Annotated in this window: 14 protein-coding genes and 4 tRNA genes; 17 read left to right on the forward strand and 1 reads right to left on the reverse strand. The window is 58.7% G+C overall.

Annotated elements, in window-relative coordinates:
- Positions 1-289 precede the first annotated feature (289 nt).
- The 13 genes from ACIOU9_RS03875 to ACIOU9_RS03935 all read left to right on the forward strand — a co-directional run bounded on the left by ACIOU9_RS03875 (position 290) and on the right by ACIOU9_RS03935 (position 10,582).
- Positions 290-763 (forward strand): ribose-5-phosphate isomerase, encoded by a 474-nt coding sequence (locus ACIOU9_RS03875; RefSeq protein ID WP_105659202.1) that lies wholly within the window; start codon positions 290-292, stop codon positions 761-763.
- Between the two features lie 2 nt (positions 764-765).
- A complete protein-coding gene (locus ACIOU9_RS03880) occupies positions 766-1,734 on the forward strand; it encodes an Fpg/Nei family DNA glycosylase (RefSeq protein ID WP_105659203.1) in 969 nt (322 codons plus the stop codon).
- Positions 1,735-1,920: 186 nt separating this feature from the next.
- Positions 1,921-1,994, forward strand: a tRNA-Gly gene (locus tag ACIOU9_RS03885).
- Positions 1,995-2,806: 812 nt separating this feature from the next.
- Positions 2,807-2,881 (forward strand) — tRNA-Pro (locus tag ACIOU9_RS03890).
- Between the two features lie 142 nt (positions 2,882-3,023).
- Positions 3,024-3,098: transfer RNA gene (locus ACIOU9_RS03895), tRNA-Pro, on the forward strand.
- A 157-nt stretch (positions 3,099-3,255) separates the two neighbouring features.
- Positions 3,256-3,330, forward strand: a tRNA-Pro gene (locus tag ACIOU9_RS03900).
- Between the two features lie 87 nt (positions 3,331-3,417).
- Positions 3,418-4,749 carry a trigger factor gene (tig, locus tag ACIOU9_RS03905; RefSeq protein WP_105658461.1) on the forward strand — a complete coding sequence of 444 codons (1,332 nt, stop codon included), beginning with the start codon at positions 3,418-3,420 and terminating at the stop codon, positions 4,747-4,749.
- Positions 4,750-4,972: 223 nt separating this feature from the next.
- Entirely contained in the window at positions 4,973-5,596 is a 624-nt protein-coding gene (locus ACIOU9_RS03910; RefSeq protein WP_286134321.1) for an ATP-dependent Clp protease proteolytic subunit, read from the forward strand.
- 46 nt (positions 5,597-5,642) lie between these two features.
- Entirely contained in the window at positions 5,643-6,302 is a 660-nt protein-coding gene (locus tag ACIOU9_RS03915) for an ATP-dependent Clp protease proteolytic subunit (RefSeq protein WP_105658463.1), read from the forward strand.
- Positions 6,303-6,469: 167 nt separating this feature from the next.
- Complete coding sequence (gene clpX, locus ACIOU9_RS03920) at positions 6,470-7,762, forward strand: ATP-dependent Clp protease ATP-binding subunit ClpX (RefSeq protein ID WP_105658464.1); 1,293 nt, start codon at positions 6,470-6,472, stop codon at positions 7,760-7,762.
- A gap of 40 nt (positions 7,763-7,802) precedes the next feature.
- Complete coding sequence (locus tag ACIOU9_RS03925; RefSeq protein WP_402696081.1) at positions 7,803-8,411, forward strand: DsbA family protein; 609 nt, start codon at positions 7,803-7,805, stop codon at positions 8,409-8,411.
- Positions 8,412-9,309: 898 nt separating this feature from the next.
- Complete coding sequence (locus tag ACIOU9_RS03930) at positions 9,310-10,317, forward strand: trypsin-like serine peptidase (RefSeq protein WP_402696083.1); 1,008 nt, start codon at positions 9,310-9,312, stop codon at positions 10,315-10,317.
- 70 nt (positions 10,318-10,387) lie between these two features.
- Entirely contained in the window at positions 10,388-10,582 is a 195-nt protein-coding gene (locus ACIOU9_RS03935; RefSeq protein ID WP_146112904.1) for a hypothetical protein, read from the forward strand.
- A gap of 56 nt (positions 10,583-10,638) precedes the next feature.
- On the opposite strand, the gene valS is transcribed toward ACIOU9_RS03935, so the two are convergent.
- Complete coding sequence (gene valS, locus ACIOU9_RS03940) at positions 10,639-13,260, reverse strand: valine--tRNA ligase (protein ID WP_105658467.1); 2,622 nt, start codon at positions 13,258-13,260, stop codon at positions 10,639-10,641.
- 459 nt (positions 13,261-13,719) lie between these two features.
- Here valS and ACIOU9_RS03945 point away from each other — a divergent pair, with 459 nt between their 5' ends.
- The 4 genes from ACIOU9_RS03945 to ACIOU9_RS03960 all read left to right on the forward strand — a co-directional run bounded on the left by ACIOU9_RS03945 (position 13,720) and on the right by ACIOU9_RS03960 (position 17,742).
- Positions 13,720-14,484 carry an SDR family oxidoreductase gene (locus tag ACIOU9_RS03945; RefSeq protein WP_332486850.1) on the forward strand — a complete coding sequence of 255 codons (765 nt, stop codon included), beginning with the start codon at positions 13,720-13,722 and terminating at the stop codon, positions 14,482-14,484.
- A gap of 30 nt (positions 14,485-14,514) precedes the next feature.
- Complete coding sequence (locus tag ACIOU9_RS03950; protein ID WP_105658469.1) at positions 14,515-15,255, forward strand: sirohydrochlorin chelatase; 741 nt, start codon at positions 14,515-14,517, stop codon at positions 15,253-15,255.
- Positions 15,256-15,322: 67 nt separating this feature from the next.
- The gene (locus ACIOU9_RS03955) at positions 15,323-17,023 is read left to right on the forward strand and encodes a nitrite/sulfite reductase (protein ID WP_402696085.1); all 1,701 of its coding nucleotides are present in this window, start codon (positions 15,323-15,325) and stop codon (positions 17,021-17,023) included.
- Positions 17,020-17,742 (forward strand): phosphoadenylyl-sulfate reductase, encoded by a 723-nt coding sequence (locus ACIOU9_RS03960; RefSeq protein WP_402696087.1) that lies wholly within the window; start codon positions 17,020-17,022, stop codon positions 17,740-17,742. Before ACIOU9_RS03955 ends, ACIOU9_RS03960 begins: the two co-directional genes overlap by 4 nt.
- Positions 17,743-17,747: the final 5 nt, after the last annotated feature.

Consider the following 17,747-nt stretch of genomic DNA (forward strand, 5'->3'; position numbering starts at 1 on the left):
GGGTTCTCCAATTCTTGGCGATGGCTATCCACCGGTGGAAGTTGTGAAATGAATATTGAATATCTGTCTATTGTGTCACCTTTGACCGGGCATTGCGCAAGTCATCGGGCCGAACAATTTACTCAATTTTCCAATAGCGTCCCGAAATTGCACGCTTTGGGACGCCTCGGAGACTTATTCGGTTCATACTCCGTGATGCGCAGCTGAGAAGTAGCCGGAGCGCGTGCCGCGGTCGCTATCCTAGATAGGAAAGTAAAAGAACCCTCCCTAGTAAATGAGGCAATCGACTATGCGCGTGCATATCGCTACTGACCATGCAGGACTTGAGCTCAGCGACTACCTGGTAAAGCACCTGACCGCCAAGGGCTACGAAATGGTCAACCACGGCCCGAAGTCCTATGACCCGGAGGATGATTACCCGGCATTCTGCATCAACGCGGCACAAGCTGTTGTTGATGACCAGCGCGCGGGCGTGGACGCACTGGGTATCGTCTTGGGCGGCTCCGGCAACGGCGAACAAATTGCTGCCAACAAGGTCGAAGGGATTCGCGCCGCACTGGCGTGGAACATGGATACCGCGAAATTGGCCCGTGAGCACAACAACGCCAACGTCATAGCCGTTGGCGGGCGCCAGCACTCAGTAGAAGAAGCTGCGGAACTTATCGAGGCCTTCCTCGCTGAACCATTTAGCGAAGCGGAGCGCCACGTACGCCGCATCGGCAAGATCGCCACGTATGAAACGACCGGCGAGGTCATCGACTAGTCGTGCCTGAAGGTCATTCCCTTCACCGACTTGCCCGCCAGTTCGACGATGTCTTTGGCGGGCAAACGGTCCTGGTTACTTCTCCGCAGGGCCGTTTCAGCTCCGATGCCGCGCGCATCGACGGCCATCAGCTGGAACAGGCCTTTGCCAAGGGCAAGCAGCTCTTCTGCCGCTTTTCCAACGATCTCTATCTGCGAGTGCATCTGGGGCTCTATGGCGCGTTCAATTTCGGGGGAGACAGCTACTTTACGGGTGCTTCCTCGATTGGCGCCCCTCGGAAGATTGGTGAAATCGAAGCCAGTGCCAGTACGGATGCTGAGAAGTACACCGGCCCGCCCGCACCGGTAGGAGCAGTTAGAGCGCGGATCGTTTCCGAACACGGCTGGGCTGATTTGCGCGGGCCAACTGCATGCGAGGTTCTGGAATACGAACAGGTCCAGATTCATCTGGATAAGCTCGGCCCGGATCCATTGATTGGGTCCGCAGTGCGTTTCAGGGCAGCCAAAGGCCAGGCTGATTTAGCGGACGCAGATATTCGGCTTGAAGCGGGCTTCAAGGAATTCCGGGCGAACCTGATGAAGACCAAGACAGCCATTGGCATCGTGCTCATGAACCAGGCGCTCATTTCTGGTGTCGGCAATATCTACCGAGCGGAAGCCCTATTCCGGAATCGAATCGCTCCGGAATTGCCGGCGAATGAACTCAGTGCTCAAAAGGCCAAATCACTTTGGTGGGACATCGTATCGGTAATGGAAGACGGCGTTCGCGATGGCAAGATCATCACTACCTTGCCCGAAGACCGCGACCCACAGGGCGTGGTTTGGCCCGATAACGCGTACTACGTTTATCAGCGGCAGGGAATGGGGTGCCGGAAATGTTCGGCGCAGATTTCCCTGGCCGAAATCGCGGCTCGCAAGCTGTACTGGTGCCCTCGTTGCCAGAAGCTTCCGCGCAAACATGTGAAGGCATAAGCTGCAGATTCGTCGATGGGACGAGCGGAGTTCTTTTCGTTCAGGCTCGTCGGCGTGTTTTGCTAACCATCACCGTACGGCAGTGATAAGGGAGAGGTGCCAAGTGAGACATGGAATCCCCGATTTGCAAAGCAAGAGTTTTATGGTCTAGACTGAATCTTGTTCGAAGCGCAGAAGCTTCGAAATGGGGATGTAGCTTAGTGGTAAAGCCTTAGTCTTCCAAACTAATGATGCGGGTTCGATTCCCGTCATCCCCTCCAAATGAAAAGGTCTCGCCGTGCGGGGCCTTTTCGCGTATCTGGACGAAGGCCGCTCTTTTCCTGGCCTCCTCTGCGTAGTGCAGCCATTTCGGGTCACTGCAGAAATGAGGCTCCGATAATGTTTGCGGCTTCCATTTTTTTCTGCTCCTGGACGTCAAATCGCATTCTTATGCATCGGCGGGGAGCGTTTTTCCCAGGCCCCTTCACTTCGTCAGCGGCGGAGAAGAGTCGTCGCCGAACGTCGCTAATTGATTCGATGAGCCTCGCGTTCCGGGGTGCAGCTTCGGGAATTGGCGATTTCCCGCTTTCAAATATGCCAAACTCGCACCCTCCTCACGCCTGCCTGGGAGCTGTTGGCATGGCGTCAGGTTTGCAAGCGTGACGCTTGGTTTCGACCGGGGTTTAGTCCAGCAGCCACGGATTATGTGCCGGTTCGCCGAGCAAAGCAACAGTCGCTGCTTGAACACCTGGAAAAAATAATCGGCCGCATCTGGGTCCCAGTCAATGCTTCAAAGGAGAATGGGTGGTTCTTGTCTTCCAGTCGGCCGGCGGCACTGGTGTTGCGGTCGTTCGAAAATCCACCTGTAATTCAACTCACGAAAAAGCGAGTTTTGGCTAAATTCTGGCTTGTGAAACGAGGAAAACCGCTAAATCATGCGGATGTCTTTCTGCAACATGCAAAATCCTCGATTTTGCTTTTGGTCCGAACCCGTGTAACTTAGTTTCTTGTGATCAGCACGGGAAACAAAACATTCCCGGACCGATTGCAAAACGGTTAGTCCAGATGAAACAAGCTTTCTTCTGAACTTTACCGGGGTGTAGCTCAGCTTGGCTAGAGCGCGCGCTTTGGGAGCGTGAGGTCGCAGGTTCGAATCCTGTCACCCCGACTTTATGGCTGAAGCTATTCAGCCGTAGAATTGAGAACTGAGAGATCAGTCCTCGTGAGTGGCGGAAATTGAAAAATTCTCGGTATTCAAGCAAAACGGTTAGTTGGAGCAAAGCATCGCTTGATGCGGCTTCCTGGCTAATCGGGGTGTAGCTCAGCTTGGCTAGAGCGCGCGCTTTGGGAGCGTGAGGTCGCAGGTTCGAATCCTGTCACCCCGACTTTACGAGTGAAAAATCTTCGGATTCAGCTCGTGAAATTTGAGAGCTAAATATAATTTAGATCTTGTGATCACTAAGAACCGTAAAAAGTAACTAGTAAGCATCACAAACGATTAGTGGATACAGGATAACTCGGGTTAGACTGTTCACTGCTAATCGGGGTGTAGCTCAGCTTGGCTAGAGCGCGCGCTTTGGGAGCGTGAGGTCGCAGGTTCGAATCCTGTCACCCCGACTCTGTCGAACAACCCCGCAACGCCACCATGTTGCGGGGTTTTTTGCAGATTAGACCTAATATTAGACAACTCAGGAGTACAACGCTGTGAAGAGCGCCGTCGAAAACGTCAACCCGACCCGGGTTAAGCTGACCGTTGAAGTTCCTTACGAGGAACTGAAGCCCCGCGTCGATGAGGCGTACAAGACCATCGCTCAGCAGATTCAGATCCCAGGCTTCCGCAAGGGCAAAGTTCCTGCAAAGATGATCGACCAGCGCGTCGGTCGCGGCCATGTCATCGAGACTGCCGTCAACGAAGGTCTGAACGAGTACTACCAGAAGGCAATGGTTGAGAACGAACTCACCCCGCTGTCCCGCCCAGAGGTAGACATCACCGAATTGCCATCCCTCGAAAAGGAAGGCGAAGGCCAGCTGGTCTTCACCCTCGAGGTAGACGTACGTCCGAAGGTTGAACTTCCGGACTACAAGGGCATCGAAGTTTCTGTTGAGGCCAAGGAAGTTGCTGACGAGGACATCGAGAAGGCTCTCGACGATCTGCGCGGCCGCTTCGGCACCCTGAAGGAAGTTGAAGCTCCAGCAGCTGCAGACTCCTTCGTGACCATCGACCTGACCGCTGCTGTAGAAGGCGAAGAAGTCGACTCCGCACAGGGCCTGTCCTACCAGATCGGTTCCGGCAACATGCTTGAGGGCATGGACGAGGCTGTTACCGGCCTGTCTGCCGGCGAAGACGCAACCTTCGAGACCACCCTGGCTGGCGGCGAGCACGCCGGCAAGACCGCAACCGTCAAGGTTGTCGTCAACGCTGTGAAGCAGCGCGAACTGCCAGAAGCTAACGATGACTTCGCTCAGCTGGCTTCGGAATTCGACACCATCGCCGAGCTGCGCGAGAACCTGTCGAAGGACGCTGCAGAGGGCAAGGTTGTCGAGCAGGGCGTAGAGGCTCGCGAGCTGGTTCTGGACAAGCTGGTTGAACTGGTTGAGGTTCCTGTTCCTGCATCGGTTATCGATGAGCAGATCGAGCAGCACTTCAACGCACCAGACGCTGAAGCAGACCACGACACCGAAGAGCACCGCGCAGAGGTTCGCGAGAACACCGAGCGTGCTTTCAAGAACGAGATCATCCTCGACGCTGTTGCAGATGCTGAAGAAGTTGGCGTCGAGCAGTCCGAGCTGATCGACTACATCGTTCAGACCGCAGGCCAGTACGGCATGGAGCCAAACCAGTTTGCACAGATGCTGGACGGCGCAGGCCAGGTTCCAATGCTCATGGGCGAAGTTCGCCGCCGCAAGGCACTTGCAAAGGTTCTCGAGTTCGCTAAGGTTACCGATTCCAACGGTGCCGCAGTTGACCTGACCTCCTTCGTCAAGCCAGCCGGTGAAGAAGAAGCTGCTGAGGTTGAGGCCGAAGAGGCCAAGTAGTCTTCACTAAACTCTGATGGCCATCGGCCGCTTGTTCAAAACAAGCCGCCGATGGCCATTTTTGTTCGCTGCGGGCGTGCATCATGCGCCGTGAGCGAAACAGGGGCATGAAACGGCCCAAGAATGGCTTGAAGTAAGTAATCTCAAAGTAACCAGTTGTAGCTATGGGATTAGAAACAGAGATTCCAGAAACTGATCTACACGTTTGGAAGAGGTAGAGAACATGTCAAATGATTCGCGCACTCCCACTATGGCAGCCGCAGAGCCGGCCGGCCGTGATGACTACATCTACAACCGCCTGCTCAAGGAGCGCATCATCTGGCTGGGCTCCGACGTCCGCGACGACAATGCGAATGCCATTTGCTCGCAGTTGCTGCTGCTCTCGGCAGAGGATCCTGAGAAGGACATCTACCTGTACATCAACTCGCCAGGTGGATCGATCACCGCTGGCATGGCCATCTACGACACCATGAACTTCATCCCGAATGACGTCGTGACCGTAGCAACCGGTCTGGCCGCATCGATGGGCCAGTTCCTGCTGTCCTCGGGCACCCCGGGCAAGCGTTTCGCTACGCCGAACGCCCGCATCCTGATGCACCAGCCATCGGGCGGCATCGGCGGTACCGCCTCGGATATCAAGATCCAGGCTGAACTGATCATGCACATGAAGAAGGTCATGAGCGAGTTGACTGCAGAACAGACCGGTCAGACCGTGGAGCAGATCCTCATCGACAACCAGCGTGATAAGTGGTTCACCGCAGAAGATGGCTTGAAGTACGGCTTCTTCGATCAGATCGCAACCCACGCAGGCTCGGTCAACGGTTTCGTAGGCGACGACAACAAATAGTCGCACGCATCGCTTGATACCCAAAGATTTGTCCTAGGAGAAAACCATGAACTTCAATCCGGAAGCCGTTAGCGGTCAAATGCCGTCGGCCCGCTACATCCTGCCACAGTTCGAAGAGCGCACCCCATACGGCTTCAAGCGCCAGGACCCATACGCAAAGCTATTCGAAGATCGCATCATCTTCCTCGGCGCCCAGGTTGATGACGCATCGGCCGATGACGTGATGGCCCAGCTGCTGGTCCTGGAATCCATGGACCCCGAGCGCGACGTTACCCTGTACATCAATTCGCCAGGTGGTTCCTTCACCGCGATGACTGCAATCTACGACACGATTCAGTTCATCCGCCCAGAGGTCCAGACCGTGTGCCTTGGCCAGGCGGCGTCCGCAGCAGCAGTACTGCTCGCAGCTGGTACCCCGGGCAAGCGTTTGGCCCTGCCTAACGCGCGCGTATTGATCCACCAGCCAGCAATGGGTGGCGGCGAACGCGGCACCGCGACTGACCTGCAGATCCAGGCCGAGGAAGTTATGCGCATGCGCAGCTGGCTGGAAGAGACCATTGCCTCCCACTCCGGCCAGGACGTTGAGAAGGTGCGCGGCGACGTGGAGCGTGACTTGTTCATGACTGCTAGCGAAGCCAAGGTGTACGGCATCGTAGACGAGGTATTGACTCCTCGTAAGCTGAACCGTGCTCAGCTGGGAAGCTAGCGCATACTTGGAATAATCCATGATGAATGGCGGTTTACCTAGTTGCTGGTCTGTCCAAAGGCAGACGGCACAACACAGGTAAACCGCCATATTCATCTAATTTGGGGGACTACTAGCCTAGAATTGAGTAAGTCCACAGCTACTCAAGTAAACGGGAGAATGGTGCGATGGGACGCATGGGTGAAGGCTCGGATCTGTTGAAATGCTCTTTCTGCGGGAAGAGCCAGAAGCAGGTTAAGAAGCTAATTGCAGGCCATGGTGTCTACATTTGTACTGAATGCATCGAACTCTGCAACGAAATCATCGCTGAAGAGTTCGCCGAAGAGCAGGTGCACGAAGAGTTCTCCTTGGCTAAGCCACGCGAGATCTTCAACTCGCTGCAGGAATACGTCATCGGCCAGGAGAACGCCAAGCGTGCTCTCTCGGTCGCTGTCTATAACCACTACAAGCGTATCCACGGCAACCAGGACCACGGTCCTGTTGCGGCGCTGACTAACGATGACCCGCTGGATGATGTGGAAGTCTCGAAGTCCAACATCATGCTTATTGGTCCTACCGGATGCGGTAAGACGTACCTGGCGCAGTCGCTGGCGAAGAAGCTGAATGTTCCTTTCGCTGTCGCCGACGCTACAAGCCTGACTGAAGCAGGCTACGTGGGTGAAGATGTGGAAAATATTCTTCTCAAGCTGCTTCAAGCTGCCGACTATGACGTCAAGAAGGCCGAGACCGGCATCATCTATATTGACGAGATCGACAAGATTTCCCGCAAGAGCGAGAACCCTTCGATCACCCGGGACGTTTCCGGTGAAGGCGTCCAGCAGGCGCTTCTGAAGATCCTTGAAGGCACTGTCGCTGCGGTGCCGCCCCAGGGTGGCCGCAAGCACCCTCACCAGGATTTCATTCAGCTCGACACCACCAATATCCTGTTCATCGTTGCCGGCGCCTTTGCCGGACTGGAAGAAATTATTTCTTCACGGGCAGGGCAGAAAGGCATCGGTTTCGGTGCTCCGCTGAAAGCGCTGAAGTCGGAGACCGCTTCCTACTCGGATGTTCGGCCGGAAGACTTGCTCAAGTTCGGCCTGATTCCAGAATTCATTGGTCGCCTGCCGGTGATCACCACGGTGGAGCATCTGGATAAGGACGCGCTAGTGCGCGTACTGACCGAACCAAAGAACGCACTTCTCAAGCAGTACCAGAAGATGTTCCAGATGGATGGCGTAGCTTTGAGCTTCGACCAGTCGGCACTGGAAGCAATCGCAGAACAGGCTATTGCGCGCGAGACCGGCGCGCGTGGTTTGCGGTCGATTCTTGAGGAAACCCTTGGCGGCGTAATGTTCGACCTTCCAAGCCGCGACGATGTTGCCGAGGTGGTCATTACTCGGGCAACCGTCATTGACCGTGAAGATCCCACGTTGCTCTCTCACGCGATGGTGGCCAAGCGCGATATGAAGTCCGCCTAGCCGTATTCAAAAATTCTCTTCGGAAGAAAGTTGGTAGTTCATGGCTGAACGTCAGCAAGTAGATTTTTGGTTCGATCCAATCTGCCCGTTCGCTTGGGCGACGAGCCGCTGGATCAAGGAAGTGGAGAAGGTCCGCGACATCGACGTGAACTGGAACGTCATGAGCCTCTCGACGCTTAACGAAGGCCGCGACCTTCCAGCTGACTACCGCGCCAAGATGGACATCTCATGGGGTCCGGTGCGGGTGGTCACGCGTGCTGCCCAGGAACACGGCGAGGGAGTCAAGGACAGCTTGTACACCGCCATGGGTGAACTATTCCATTACGAGAAGATCGAAGATCGTGATGAAGTCATCGCCAAGGCGCTGAAGAAGGCGGGATTGCCGGCGGAACTCGCTGAAGCTGCGAATACCGATGCCAACGATGACGTGCTGCGCTCGAGCCACGAGGCAGGCATCAACTTGGTGGGGCAGGATGTAGGCACGCCAATCGTCGCCGTTGATGGCGTTGCTTTCTTCGGTCCGGTCATTACCCGTATTCCAACTGGGGAAGATGCAGGAAAGATGTTTGACGCTGCGGCGCAGCTCGCATCCTTCCCGTACTTCTTCGAAATGAAGCGCACTCGTACCGAAAGCCCGGTTTTCGACTAAGCGGGAATTTTCTGTTCCAAGGACGTTGTCTCATTGCGAGGCAGCGTCCTTGGTTTTTAATCAGTGAAGGCGCTTGGCATGGAGGGCCGGGTGTTCGCCCTCCGATGCCACTAATCCACGGGACGATTGGCTATCCGCCGACGGAGGAAGGTGCGCCATCAAGGCGCCGATCCGCATGGGCCGGACCAGTATTCTGTGCATCCGCCATTCGTTGCACCGGTGCTTCACCTTCTCGTCGGATCGCGGAGCACGCGGTTCATATTGGCCAGGGACGGTTCCGCAGTCCAATTGGTGCGTCGTTCGAACCTCCGTTTCTTAGGCTCGGATGATGACTCATCAATCCAGGGCAACGGCGCGCGGCGGGCGGACAGTTCAAGCTGCCTTTGCAGAGTGCGCAGGCGTCATCGGATTGCAAGGCAAGTCGTGGAGGTAGGCCGTCGGCATCGGCAACCGGCTCTATTGGGTGTCGAATAAGTCCAATTTTAAAGCCTAATTAATGCATATTTTTTCCTACAGGGCAGACATCGCGGAGCCGGGAAAGTATCTGTTACCGAAGCTTCTATTTCATATATTCAGACACGCTTCTCCGGTCTCGCGCGGCAAGGCCGGACTCTGGGCGTGTGATTCGGCTCACTGGTATTCAGGGGCTGGTTTGAAATCACCAGAAATGCACGGGCTCATTCGAAGGGGAGTCGTGGCGCCGGGGAATCGATTGAAAGTATCTGTTTCAAAACTATTTCGCTTCACAACTTGGTGGCCGTTGCAGGTCGGTGACGCGGCGGGCGGAGGAAAATATTCCTGTAGAAAATGCTTGAAGTGTGTGTTTGACTGTTTCCCACGAGTGCAACAGCACCCCCATCGATAGTGGCAAAGAAGCCACTGGACAAGGAGTTAAATCGTGCAGATTCGTTCTCTAATTACGGATTCATCCAAGGGCAAGGGGCGCCGCAAGCTGGCAAGCGCCGCGGTTCTTGCAGGCGCGCTGATGCTCGGCGTGGCACCGATGGCCTCGGCAGCGCCGACGACCACTGGTGGCGACGTCGAGTCAATCACGATCTCGGAACAGAAGGCTGACGCAGCGGTATCCTACTGGACCGCGGATCGGATGAAAGCCGCAAAGAACGCAGATTCACTCGTAGCTGGCAAGTCGGGTTCGGCTGCCAAGGTTGAAGCCGGCAAGCCGGCCAAGGTCGCCGGTCATGGCGCGCAGGCGGCAGCCGGAAAGCAGGCCCAAACGAAGGGTGGCAAGACTCGCGCTACCCAGGAAACACCGGTTTCGCACATCGGCAAGGTGTTCTTCACTCTCGGCGGATCAGACTACGTGTGCTCTGGCAACGCTGTCGTCTCCGCCAACGAGTCGACGGTCTCCACCGCTGGCCACTGCCTGAATGAAGGACCCGGTTCATTCGCAACCCGTTGGGTCTTCGTTCCAGCCTATGAAAACGGCAAAGCACCCTACGGTTCCTTCGCAGCGACCGAGCTGGTGGCACCAACTGAATGGTCAAATGGCGGGGACATCACCTATGACACAGGCTTCGCCGTGGTCAGCTCCAGCGGTGGTGCGTCCTTGACTGATGCTGTTGGCGCTTCGGGGGTCGCCTTCAACCAGGCGCGCGGAGAGTACTACACTGCTTACGGCTACCCAGCTGCTTCGCCATTCAACGGCGAGACCTTGCAATCGTGCAGCGGATACTCCAGCGACGATCCGTTTGGCCAGTCCCAGTCCCAAGGCATTCCATGCAACATGACCGGCGGCTCGTCCGGTGGCCCATGGTTCCTGGGGAGTGGATCTAACGGCTACCAGAACTCTGTGAACAGCTTCGGCTACAGCTCGGTGCGCGACACCATGTTCGGACCGTACTGGGGCTCGGTGATCCAGCAGGCATACCAGAGCGCGCAGAACTAAGCACTAATAACCCAGCAGCTGGACATCGATGGGGATCCAGCTGCTGGCTGCAAGTAGATGGGAAGAGAAGATGACCGACGGAAATTCGCCAGCTGCCGGGTCAGAAGACTCGGTCCAGAAGCATCGTCTTGAGTCCAGCGCGGAAGACCAACTGGAACACTTCACCGGCGAACGTCGACGCGCGGCTCGGCCCATGGAGAAAACCGTCCAGTCTCCACCCGAGACGGATGACCCTGATGCGGGGGAGGAGCAAGGGCAGAAATAGCAAAACCGGTTGCCATCCCGATGACGGGATGGCAACCGGTTTTTCTGGTTCAACTGCTATTCGGTTTCTTCAGCCGGAGCCAATTCAACGTTGGTGACAGTCATTTCACCGTCGGCTTCAACCAGGGTCAGCTCACGGGCGTTCGCCGCGGACTTCAAGTCCTCGAATCCTGCCTTGAGCTGCGCAACCTGAGACGCTGGAGCGTGGATCTCGCCCGAGAGCACTTCGGTACGCTGCTTGACCTTCGCATCGGACTTGGCCTTGCGGATGCCCGAGAGAGCGACGCCAACCAGTGGCAGTACCGCCGGGTCGGAGCCCTCCACTGCAGCGGACAAGTGCCCGGTGCTTGGCCACTGGGTCAGGTGCACCGACCCGGTGCGCCACCAACCCCAAACCTCTTCGGTAGCGAATGGCAGGAATGGCGCGAACAGCCGCAGCACGGAATCAAGGGTGGTGGCCAGGGTAGCCAGAACCGACGCCTGCTCGGCTTCGCCGTGGCCGCCGTAGGCGCGGTCCTTGACCAATTCGACGTAGTCGTCGGTGAACGACCAGAAGAACGACTCGGTGATATCCAGCGCGCGAGCATAGTCGTAGTTGTCGAAAGCGCGCTGGGCGTCTTCGATAACGGTCGACAGGCGAGCGAGCAGCGAACGATCCAGCCCGTTGGTGACTACCGAAGCGTCATCGGTCAAGACGTTGGCGTCGGTCGCGCCCAAGTTCAGCACGAACTTCGAGGCGTTGAGGATCTTGATGGCCAGGCGGCGGCCGATCTTCATCTGGTTGATTTCATACGCGGTATCGGCACCCAGCTTGGCACTGGCCGCCCAGTAGCGTACGGCGTCCGCGCCGAACTTATCCAGGACTTCGTTAGGTACAACCACGTTGCCCTTGGACTTGGACATCTTCTTGCGGTCCGGATCCAGGATCCAGCCCGAAATCGCAGCGTGCTTCCACGGAGCGTTGCCGTGCAGGGAATCTGCGCGAACCGCGGTGGAGAACAGCCAAGTACGGATGATGTCGTGGCCCTGCGGGCGCAGGTCGAAGGGGTAGACCTTCGAGAAGAACTCGTCGTCACGGCCCCAACGGCCAGCGATTTGCGGGGTCAGCGAGCTGGTTGCCCAGGTGTCCAGGACATCGGCATCGCCAATGAAGCCGTTAGCGGAGCCGCGCTGGTCCTCGGTGTAGCCGGTCGGCGCGTCTGCTGCCGGGTCAACCGGAAGCTGGTCGATGGTCGGCAACAGCGGCGCATCGTAGTTCGGTTCGCCGTGCTCGTTGACCTGGTACCACACTGGCACTGGTACGCCGAAGAAGCGCTGGCGGGAAACGAGCCAGTCGCCGTTCAGGCCCGAAACCCAGTTTTCGTAGCGCGAGCGCATGAACGACGGGTGGAAATCAATTTCCTGGCCGCGTGCGATCATCTGGTTGCGGCGTTCTTCATCACGGCCGCCGTTGCGGATGTACCACTGGCGCGAGGTCACGATTTCCAGCGGCTTGTCGCCCTTTTCGAAGAAGTTCACCGGACGGGAAATCTTCTTCGGCTCGCCATCAAGCAGGCCCGCGTCGGAAAGCATCTCGACGACGGTTTCCTTGGCGGAGAACACGGTCTTTGCCGAAATCTGGGCGTACGCTTCCTTGCCGGCCTCGGTGGTGATCCACTCGGGGGTGTCTGCAAGGATGCGGCCGTCGCGTCCAATGATCGGACGGGTTGGCAGCTGCAGTTCGCGCCACCAGGTCACGTCGGTCAAGTCGCCAAACGTGCACACCATGGCAATGCCAGAACCCTTGTCGGCCTGGGCCAATGGGTGCGGGTGGACGGTGACGGGAACTCCGAAGATCGGCGAGGTCACGGTCTTGCCGAACAAGTGCTGGTAGCGCTCGTCATCCGGGTGGGCCACTAGCGCGGCGCAAGCAGCGAGCAGTTCCGGGCGGGTGGTCTCGATGAAGACCTGCTCGCCGTTTTCAGCGTCGAATGCATAACGGTAGTAGGCGCCGGGCATTTCCCGGTCTTCGAGTTCGGCCTGGGCCACTGCGGTACGGAAGGTCACGTCCCACAGGGTTGGAGCTTCAGCCATGTAGGCGTCGCCCTTTGCCAGGTTGTCCAGGAAGGCGCGCTGCGAAGTTGCACGCGAATTGTCGTCGATCGTGCGGTAGGTCATGCGCCAGTCCACCGAAAGGCCCAGGGTGGTGAACAGCTGCTCGAAGACCTTTTCGTCTTCGACCGCCAGCTCTTCACAGATCTCGATGAAGTTCTTGCGGCTGATGACATCCCAGTCGCGCTGGTTCTTCGCAGGCTTTTCCGGTGGACGGTAGCCCTCGATGTACGGCTTGGTTGGGTCGCAACGGACGCCGAAGTAGTTCTGCACGCGGCGCTCGGTAGGCAAGCCGTTGTCATCCCAACCAAGTGGGTAGAACACGTTCTTGCCGATCATGCGCTGGTAGCGAGCCAACACGTCGGTCTGCGTGTACGAGAACATGTGTCCTACGTGCAGCGAACCCGAAGCGGTTGGCGGGGGAGTGTCGATGGAGTACACGGCTTCGCGAGTCGTGTCCTCATTGAAGTGATAGGTGCCCTCGGTGCGCCACCGGGACGAAAGACGTTCTTCCAAGCCTTCCAAAGCGGGCTTGTCAGGAACGGAAACCGTTGCGGGCGTGTCTGTGCCCAAGTTTTCTTCTGCCATACGTCTATTCTTCCATGTTTTGCCCGGCGCACAGTCATTGTTGCCCATGGCTTGCACCACGCCGCTGTCCAGCCGGGACCAGCTGGATCAAAAGCCTGTGCCGGACCGGCGGCCCTTGGCTCAGCCGTCCTGCCGCGACCGCCGAATCGCCTTGTCGCCCGCACCAGCGGCACGGTGCACCCGGGCATAGCAGCGCCGTCTGGCGTTGGCGCATTCCTGCATGGCTCCGCTTACGCAAGATATTCCCTCCGATTGCATTCCTCCGGCAGCCGCGCCAGCTGCACGTTGCCGCCGCGCAGTAGGCGCAGGCGGGACAGCATCGGCCATGGCCCTGGCGGCACCGCCGACGCTCGCCGCCCTGGATTCCAGGCCCTGGCCCGGAAGAAAATCTTGCCGCATGAAATGTAAGAGAAATTCATGCCTTACCAACTGGTAATGATCTGGTTCTACAGTTGACGTATGACAATTACAGATAAGACTTCTTCCCGTTCGGCCGTTGTTACCGGAGCTTCCAGCGGAATTGGCCAGGCAACAGTCCGTGCGTTGCGCGCACAAGGATGGACCGTCTTCGCAGTAGCCCGCCGGGCCGACCGCTTGGAAAAGCTCGCCGCTGAATGCGGTGCGATCGCGGTGCCAGCAGATGTCAGCGTGCAGGCAGATGTCGACGCACTGGTAGAAACGGTCACCGCGCAAGGCGGCGCAGATACGCTGGTCAATTGCGCCGGCGGTGCGCGTGGAACCGAAACCTGGGCCGACGCGGTCGATGAAAACTGGGACTTCATGTGGCAAGCCAATGTCATGGGAACCATGCGCTTGACCCGTGCACTGCTGCCCCAGCTTCGCGAGGCGCGAGGCACCGTCTTGAACGTTACCTCCACCGCCGCACTGGCCAGCTACGAAGGCGGCAGCGGCTACAACGCGGCAAAGGCCGCTGAACGTGCCATGACCCAGGCGCTTCGTCTTGAAGAAGTCGAGAACGGGCTGCGGGTAATCGAGATCCTGCCCGGCCTGGTGCAGACAGAAGAGTTCGCGCTCCGTCGCCTGGGAAGCCAGAGCGCCGCCGACAACGTCTACGCCGGTGTGGAGAATCCCTTGACCGGTGAAGACGTTGCCGAAGTCATCCGCTATGCGGTCAGCGCCCCGGCCCACGTGAATCTGGATGAAATTGTCATCCGCCCGCAGGCGCAGGCCGCCAACCACAAGCTAGTGCGCAGCGCCAAATAGGCGCCCAACAACATCGGTGAGGATCAATTCATGAGTCAAGCGACCCAGCAGAAGATACATGTTGTCGCAACATCCCACGGCACGGACAACGCCAACGGGCAGCAACTAATCCATGATCTGCGTGCCGACCTGGAACGGCGGAGCGAAGAGCGATTCCCGGTGCAGCTTGTCTGGCACGAAGCCTATGTGGATGTCCAAGAGCCCCGGCTTGAAACGGTTATCGCCGGTTTGCCTGAAGGCGAGCCGGCAGTGGTCTTGCCGCTGCTGGTCTCCGACGGCGTTCATACGACGCACGACATTGCGCAGGCGGTCGCCTCGCGCGCGGGAACCTCCGCCGCCCTGCCATTGGGTCCGCTGCCGGAGCTGGCCCAAGTCCTGGCGCAACGCGCCGCAGGGCACCTGGCCAACGACCCGCTCGTTGTCTTGGCGGCGGCGGGCACGAGATTGGAAGTCGGCCAAAACCAGGTCAAGAATCTCGCCGAGCAGCTCGCTGTCCTATTGGAGCGCGAAGTGCAGGTGGGCTACTGCGCAGGGGCCCAGCCGCGGATCGCTGACGTCGTGGGAAATGCTGCCGCGCGTCCAGTGCTCGTGCTCAGCTCGCTGCTCGCCGACGGATTCTTCCAGCAGAAGCTGGCTAGCACGGGGGCAGGCGTGGTGACAAGCCCCCTGCTTCCTGACGTAATGATTGCTCAATGTTTCCTTGTGCGACTGCAAAAGGCGCTCGAAGAGGAGCTTTTCATGTCTCCAGATGACGAAGTCCTAACTCGTTAGGCAACGCGTAGCCATGTGACACCGGCAGGTTGCCGACCCCCTGGGGGCAGTTCCTACGCTGGTGGACATGACGCAGACAACCACACCAGTTCGCTCCACAAGAGCGGCAAAACCCAACGGCCAATGGAAAATCGACGGCCCTGTCCCGTTGAATGCCAACGAAGAGATGAAGGCCGCCGACAACGGCCTGAACGTGCGCCAGCGCATCGAGGAAATCTACTCGAAGCAGGGCTTCGATTCCATTGAACCCGAGGATCTGCACGGCCGCTTCCGCTGGTGGGGCCTCTACACCCAGCGTGCCCAGGGGATCCCCGGCGGCAAGACGGCGACGCTGAGCCCAGAAGAACTTGAAGACCGCTACTTCATGCTGCGCGTGCGCATCGACGGCGGCGCCCTGACCACCGAGCAGCTGCGCGTCATCGGCCAGATCTCCACCGACTTCGCCCGCGACACCGCCGACCTGACAGATCGCCAGAACGTCCAGCTGCACTGGATCGACGTCGTCGATGTCCCGGAGATCTGGCAGCGGCTGGAAGCCGTCGGCCTGCACACCACCGAGGCCTGCGGCGACGTGCCCCGTGTCATCCTCGGCTCTCCGGTGGCGGGCATCAGCAAGGACGAGATCATCGATCCCAGCCCGGTGATCGCCGAAATTTCCCGCCGCTACATCGGCAAGCCGGAATTCGCGAACCTCCCGCGCAAGTTCAAGACCGCCATCACCGGCCACCCAAGCCAGGATGTCGTCCACGAAATCAACGACATCGCCTTGATCGGCACCGTCCACCCGGAACTCGGCCCCGGATACGACCTGTGGGTCGGCGGCGGGCTGTCGGCAAACCCCCGCCTGGGCGAACGCCTCGGCGCCTTCGTGACCGAAGAGCAGGCACCGGATGTCTGGGAGGGCGTTGTTTCCATCTTTCGGGACTACGGATACCGCCGCTTGCGCAACCGCGCACGCCTGAAGTTCCTGCTGGCCGAATGGGGCACGGAAAAAATGCGCCAGGTGCTGCAAGATGAGTACCTGGGCTATGAGCTGCCCGACGGCCCGTTGCCGGAGCAGCCCACCGAAGCAGGAGACCACAGCGGGGTCAACGAGCAGAAGGACGGCAAGTTCTATATCGGGTTGACCGCTCCGGCTGGCCGCGTATCCGGTACTGCGCTGACCGGCCTTGCCGATTTGGCCGAAGCCCATGGATCCACCCGGCTGCGCACCACCCCGCACCAGAAGATCATCGCCCTGGACATCGCCGAAGAGCAGGTGCAGGACTTCGTCGCTTCGGCTCGCGCCCTGGGCTTGGAGGCATTCCCCAGCTTGTTCAAGCGTTCGGCCATTGCCTGCACCGGTATCGAATTCTGCAAGCTGGCCATTGTGGACACCAAAGACACCATGATTGACGCGGTAGCAAAAATCGAGGATCGCCTGGCCGACCACGAGGGCAAGCTGCCTCGCCAGCTGTCCCTGCACGTCAACGGCTGCCCGAACTCCTGCGCCCGCATCCAAACCGCGGACCTCGGATTCAAGGGGCAGCTGATTACCAACGACCAGGGAGAACAGGTCTCCGGATTCCAGGTTCACCTCGGTGGCACCCTGGCCGGTTTCGAAAATGGCGAAGCCGCCCTGGGGCGCACGGTGCGCGGGCTCAAGGTCGCGGCTGATGAATTGCCCGAATACGTGGAGCGGGTAGTGAAGAACTACTCGGCCTCGGCTGCCGAAGGGGAATCCTTCGCTGCCTGGGCCCACCGAGCTGAAGAGGATGACCTGAAATGAGCAAGCCGACCCCAGTACGTACCCGCAGCGAGGCTGAACTGCGGCGCATCGCCAAGCTGGGCGCCGCCGAGCTGGGCTGGGATGCCACAGCGGCCCAGGTCGTCGCTTTCGCTGCTGAGCACCTCGAAGCCGAGGAGGTAGCGGTGGCCTGCTCGATGGCCGATGCCGTGCTGCCGCACCTGGTCTGCGCGCAGCTGCCCAAGGTCGATGTGCTGTTCCTGGAAACCGGATACCACTTTGCCGAAACCCATGGAACCCGCGACGAGGTGGCCCGCACGCTGGACGTGAACATCGTCGACGTGCTGCCTGCCTTGACCGTGGCCGAACAGGATCAGAAGTTCGGCAAGGACCTGTTCTCCCGGGATCCGGCTGCCTGCTGCCAGTTGCGCAAGATGGACCCGCTGGCCAGATCCCTGTCCGGATACAGCGCGTGGTTCACCGGGGTACGCCGTGACGAGGCTGAGACCCGCATCAACACGCCCCTGGTCGCTTTCGACGAGAAGCACGGACTGGTCAAATTCAATCCCGTGGCGCCCTGGAGCTTCGATCAGCTGATCGACTACGCCACCGGGCACCAAGTACCCGTGAACCTGCTGCTGTCCAACGGCTACCCGTCCATCGGATGCCAGCCTTGCACCCGGCCGGTAGCCGAGGGCGAGGACCCGCGGGCTGGCCGCTGGGCCGGGCTGAATAAAACCGAATGCGGAATCCACGTCTAAGGAGC

Origin of the sequence: Glutamicibacter sp. NPDC087583, assembly GCF_044743685.1 — a bacterium.
Classification (GTDB): domain Bacteria; phylum Actinomycetota; class Actinomycetes; order Actinomycetales; family Micrococcaceae; genus Glutamicibacter.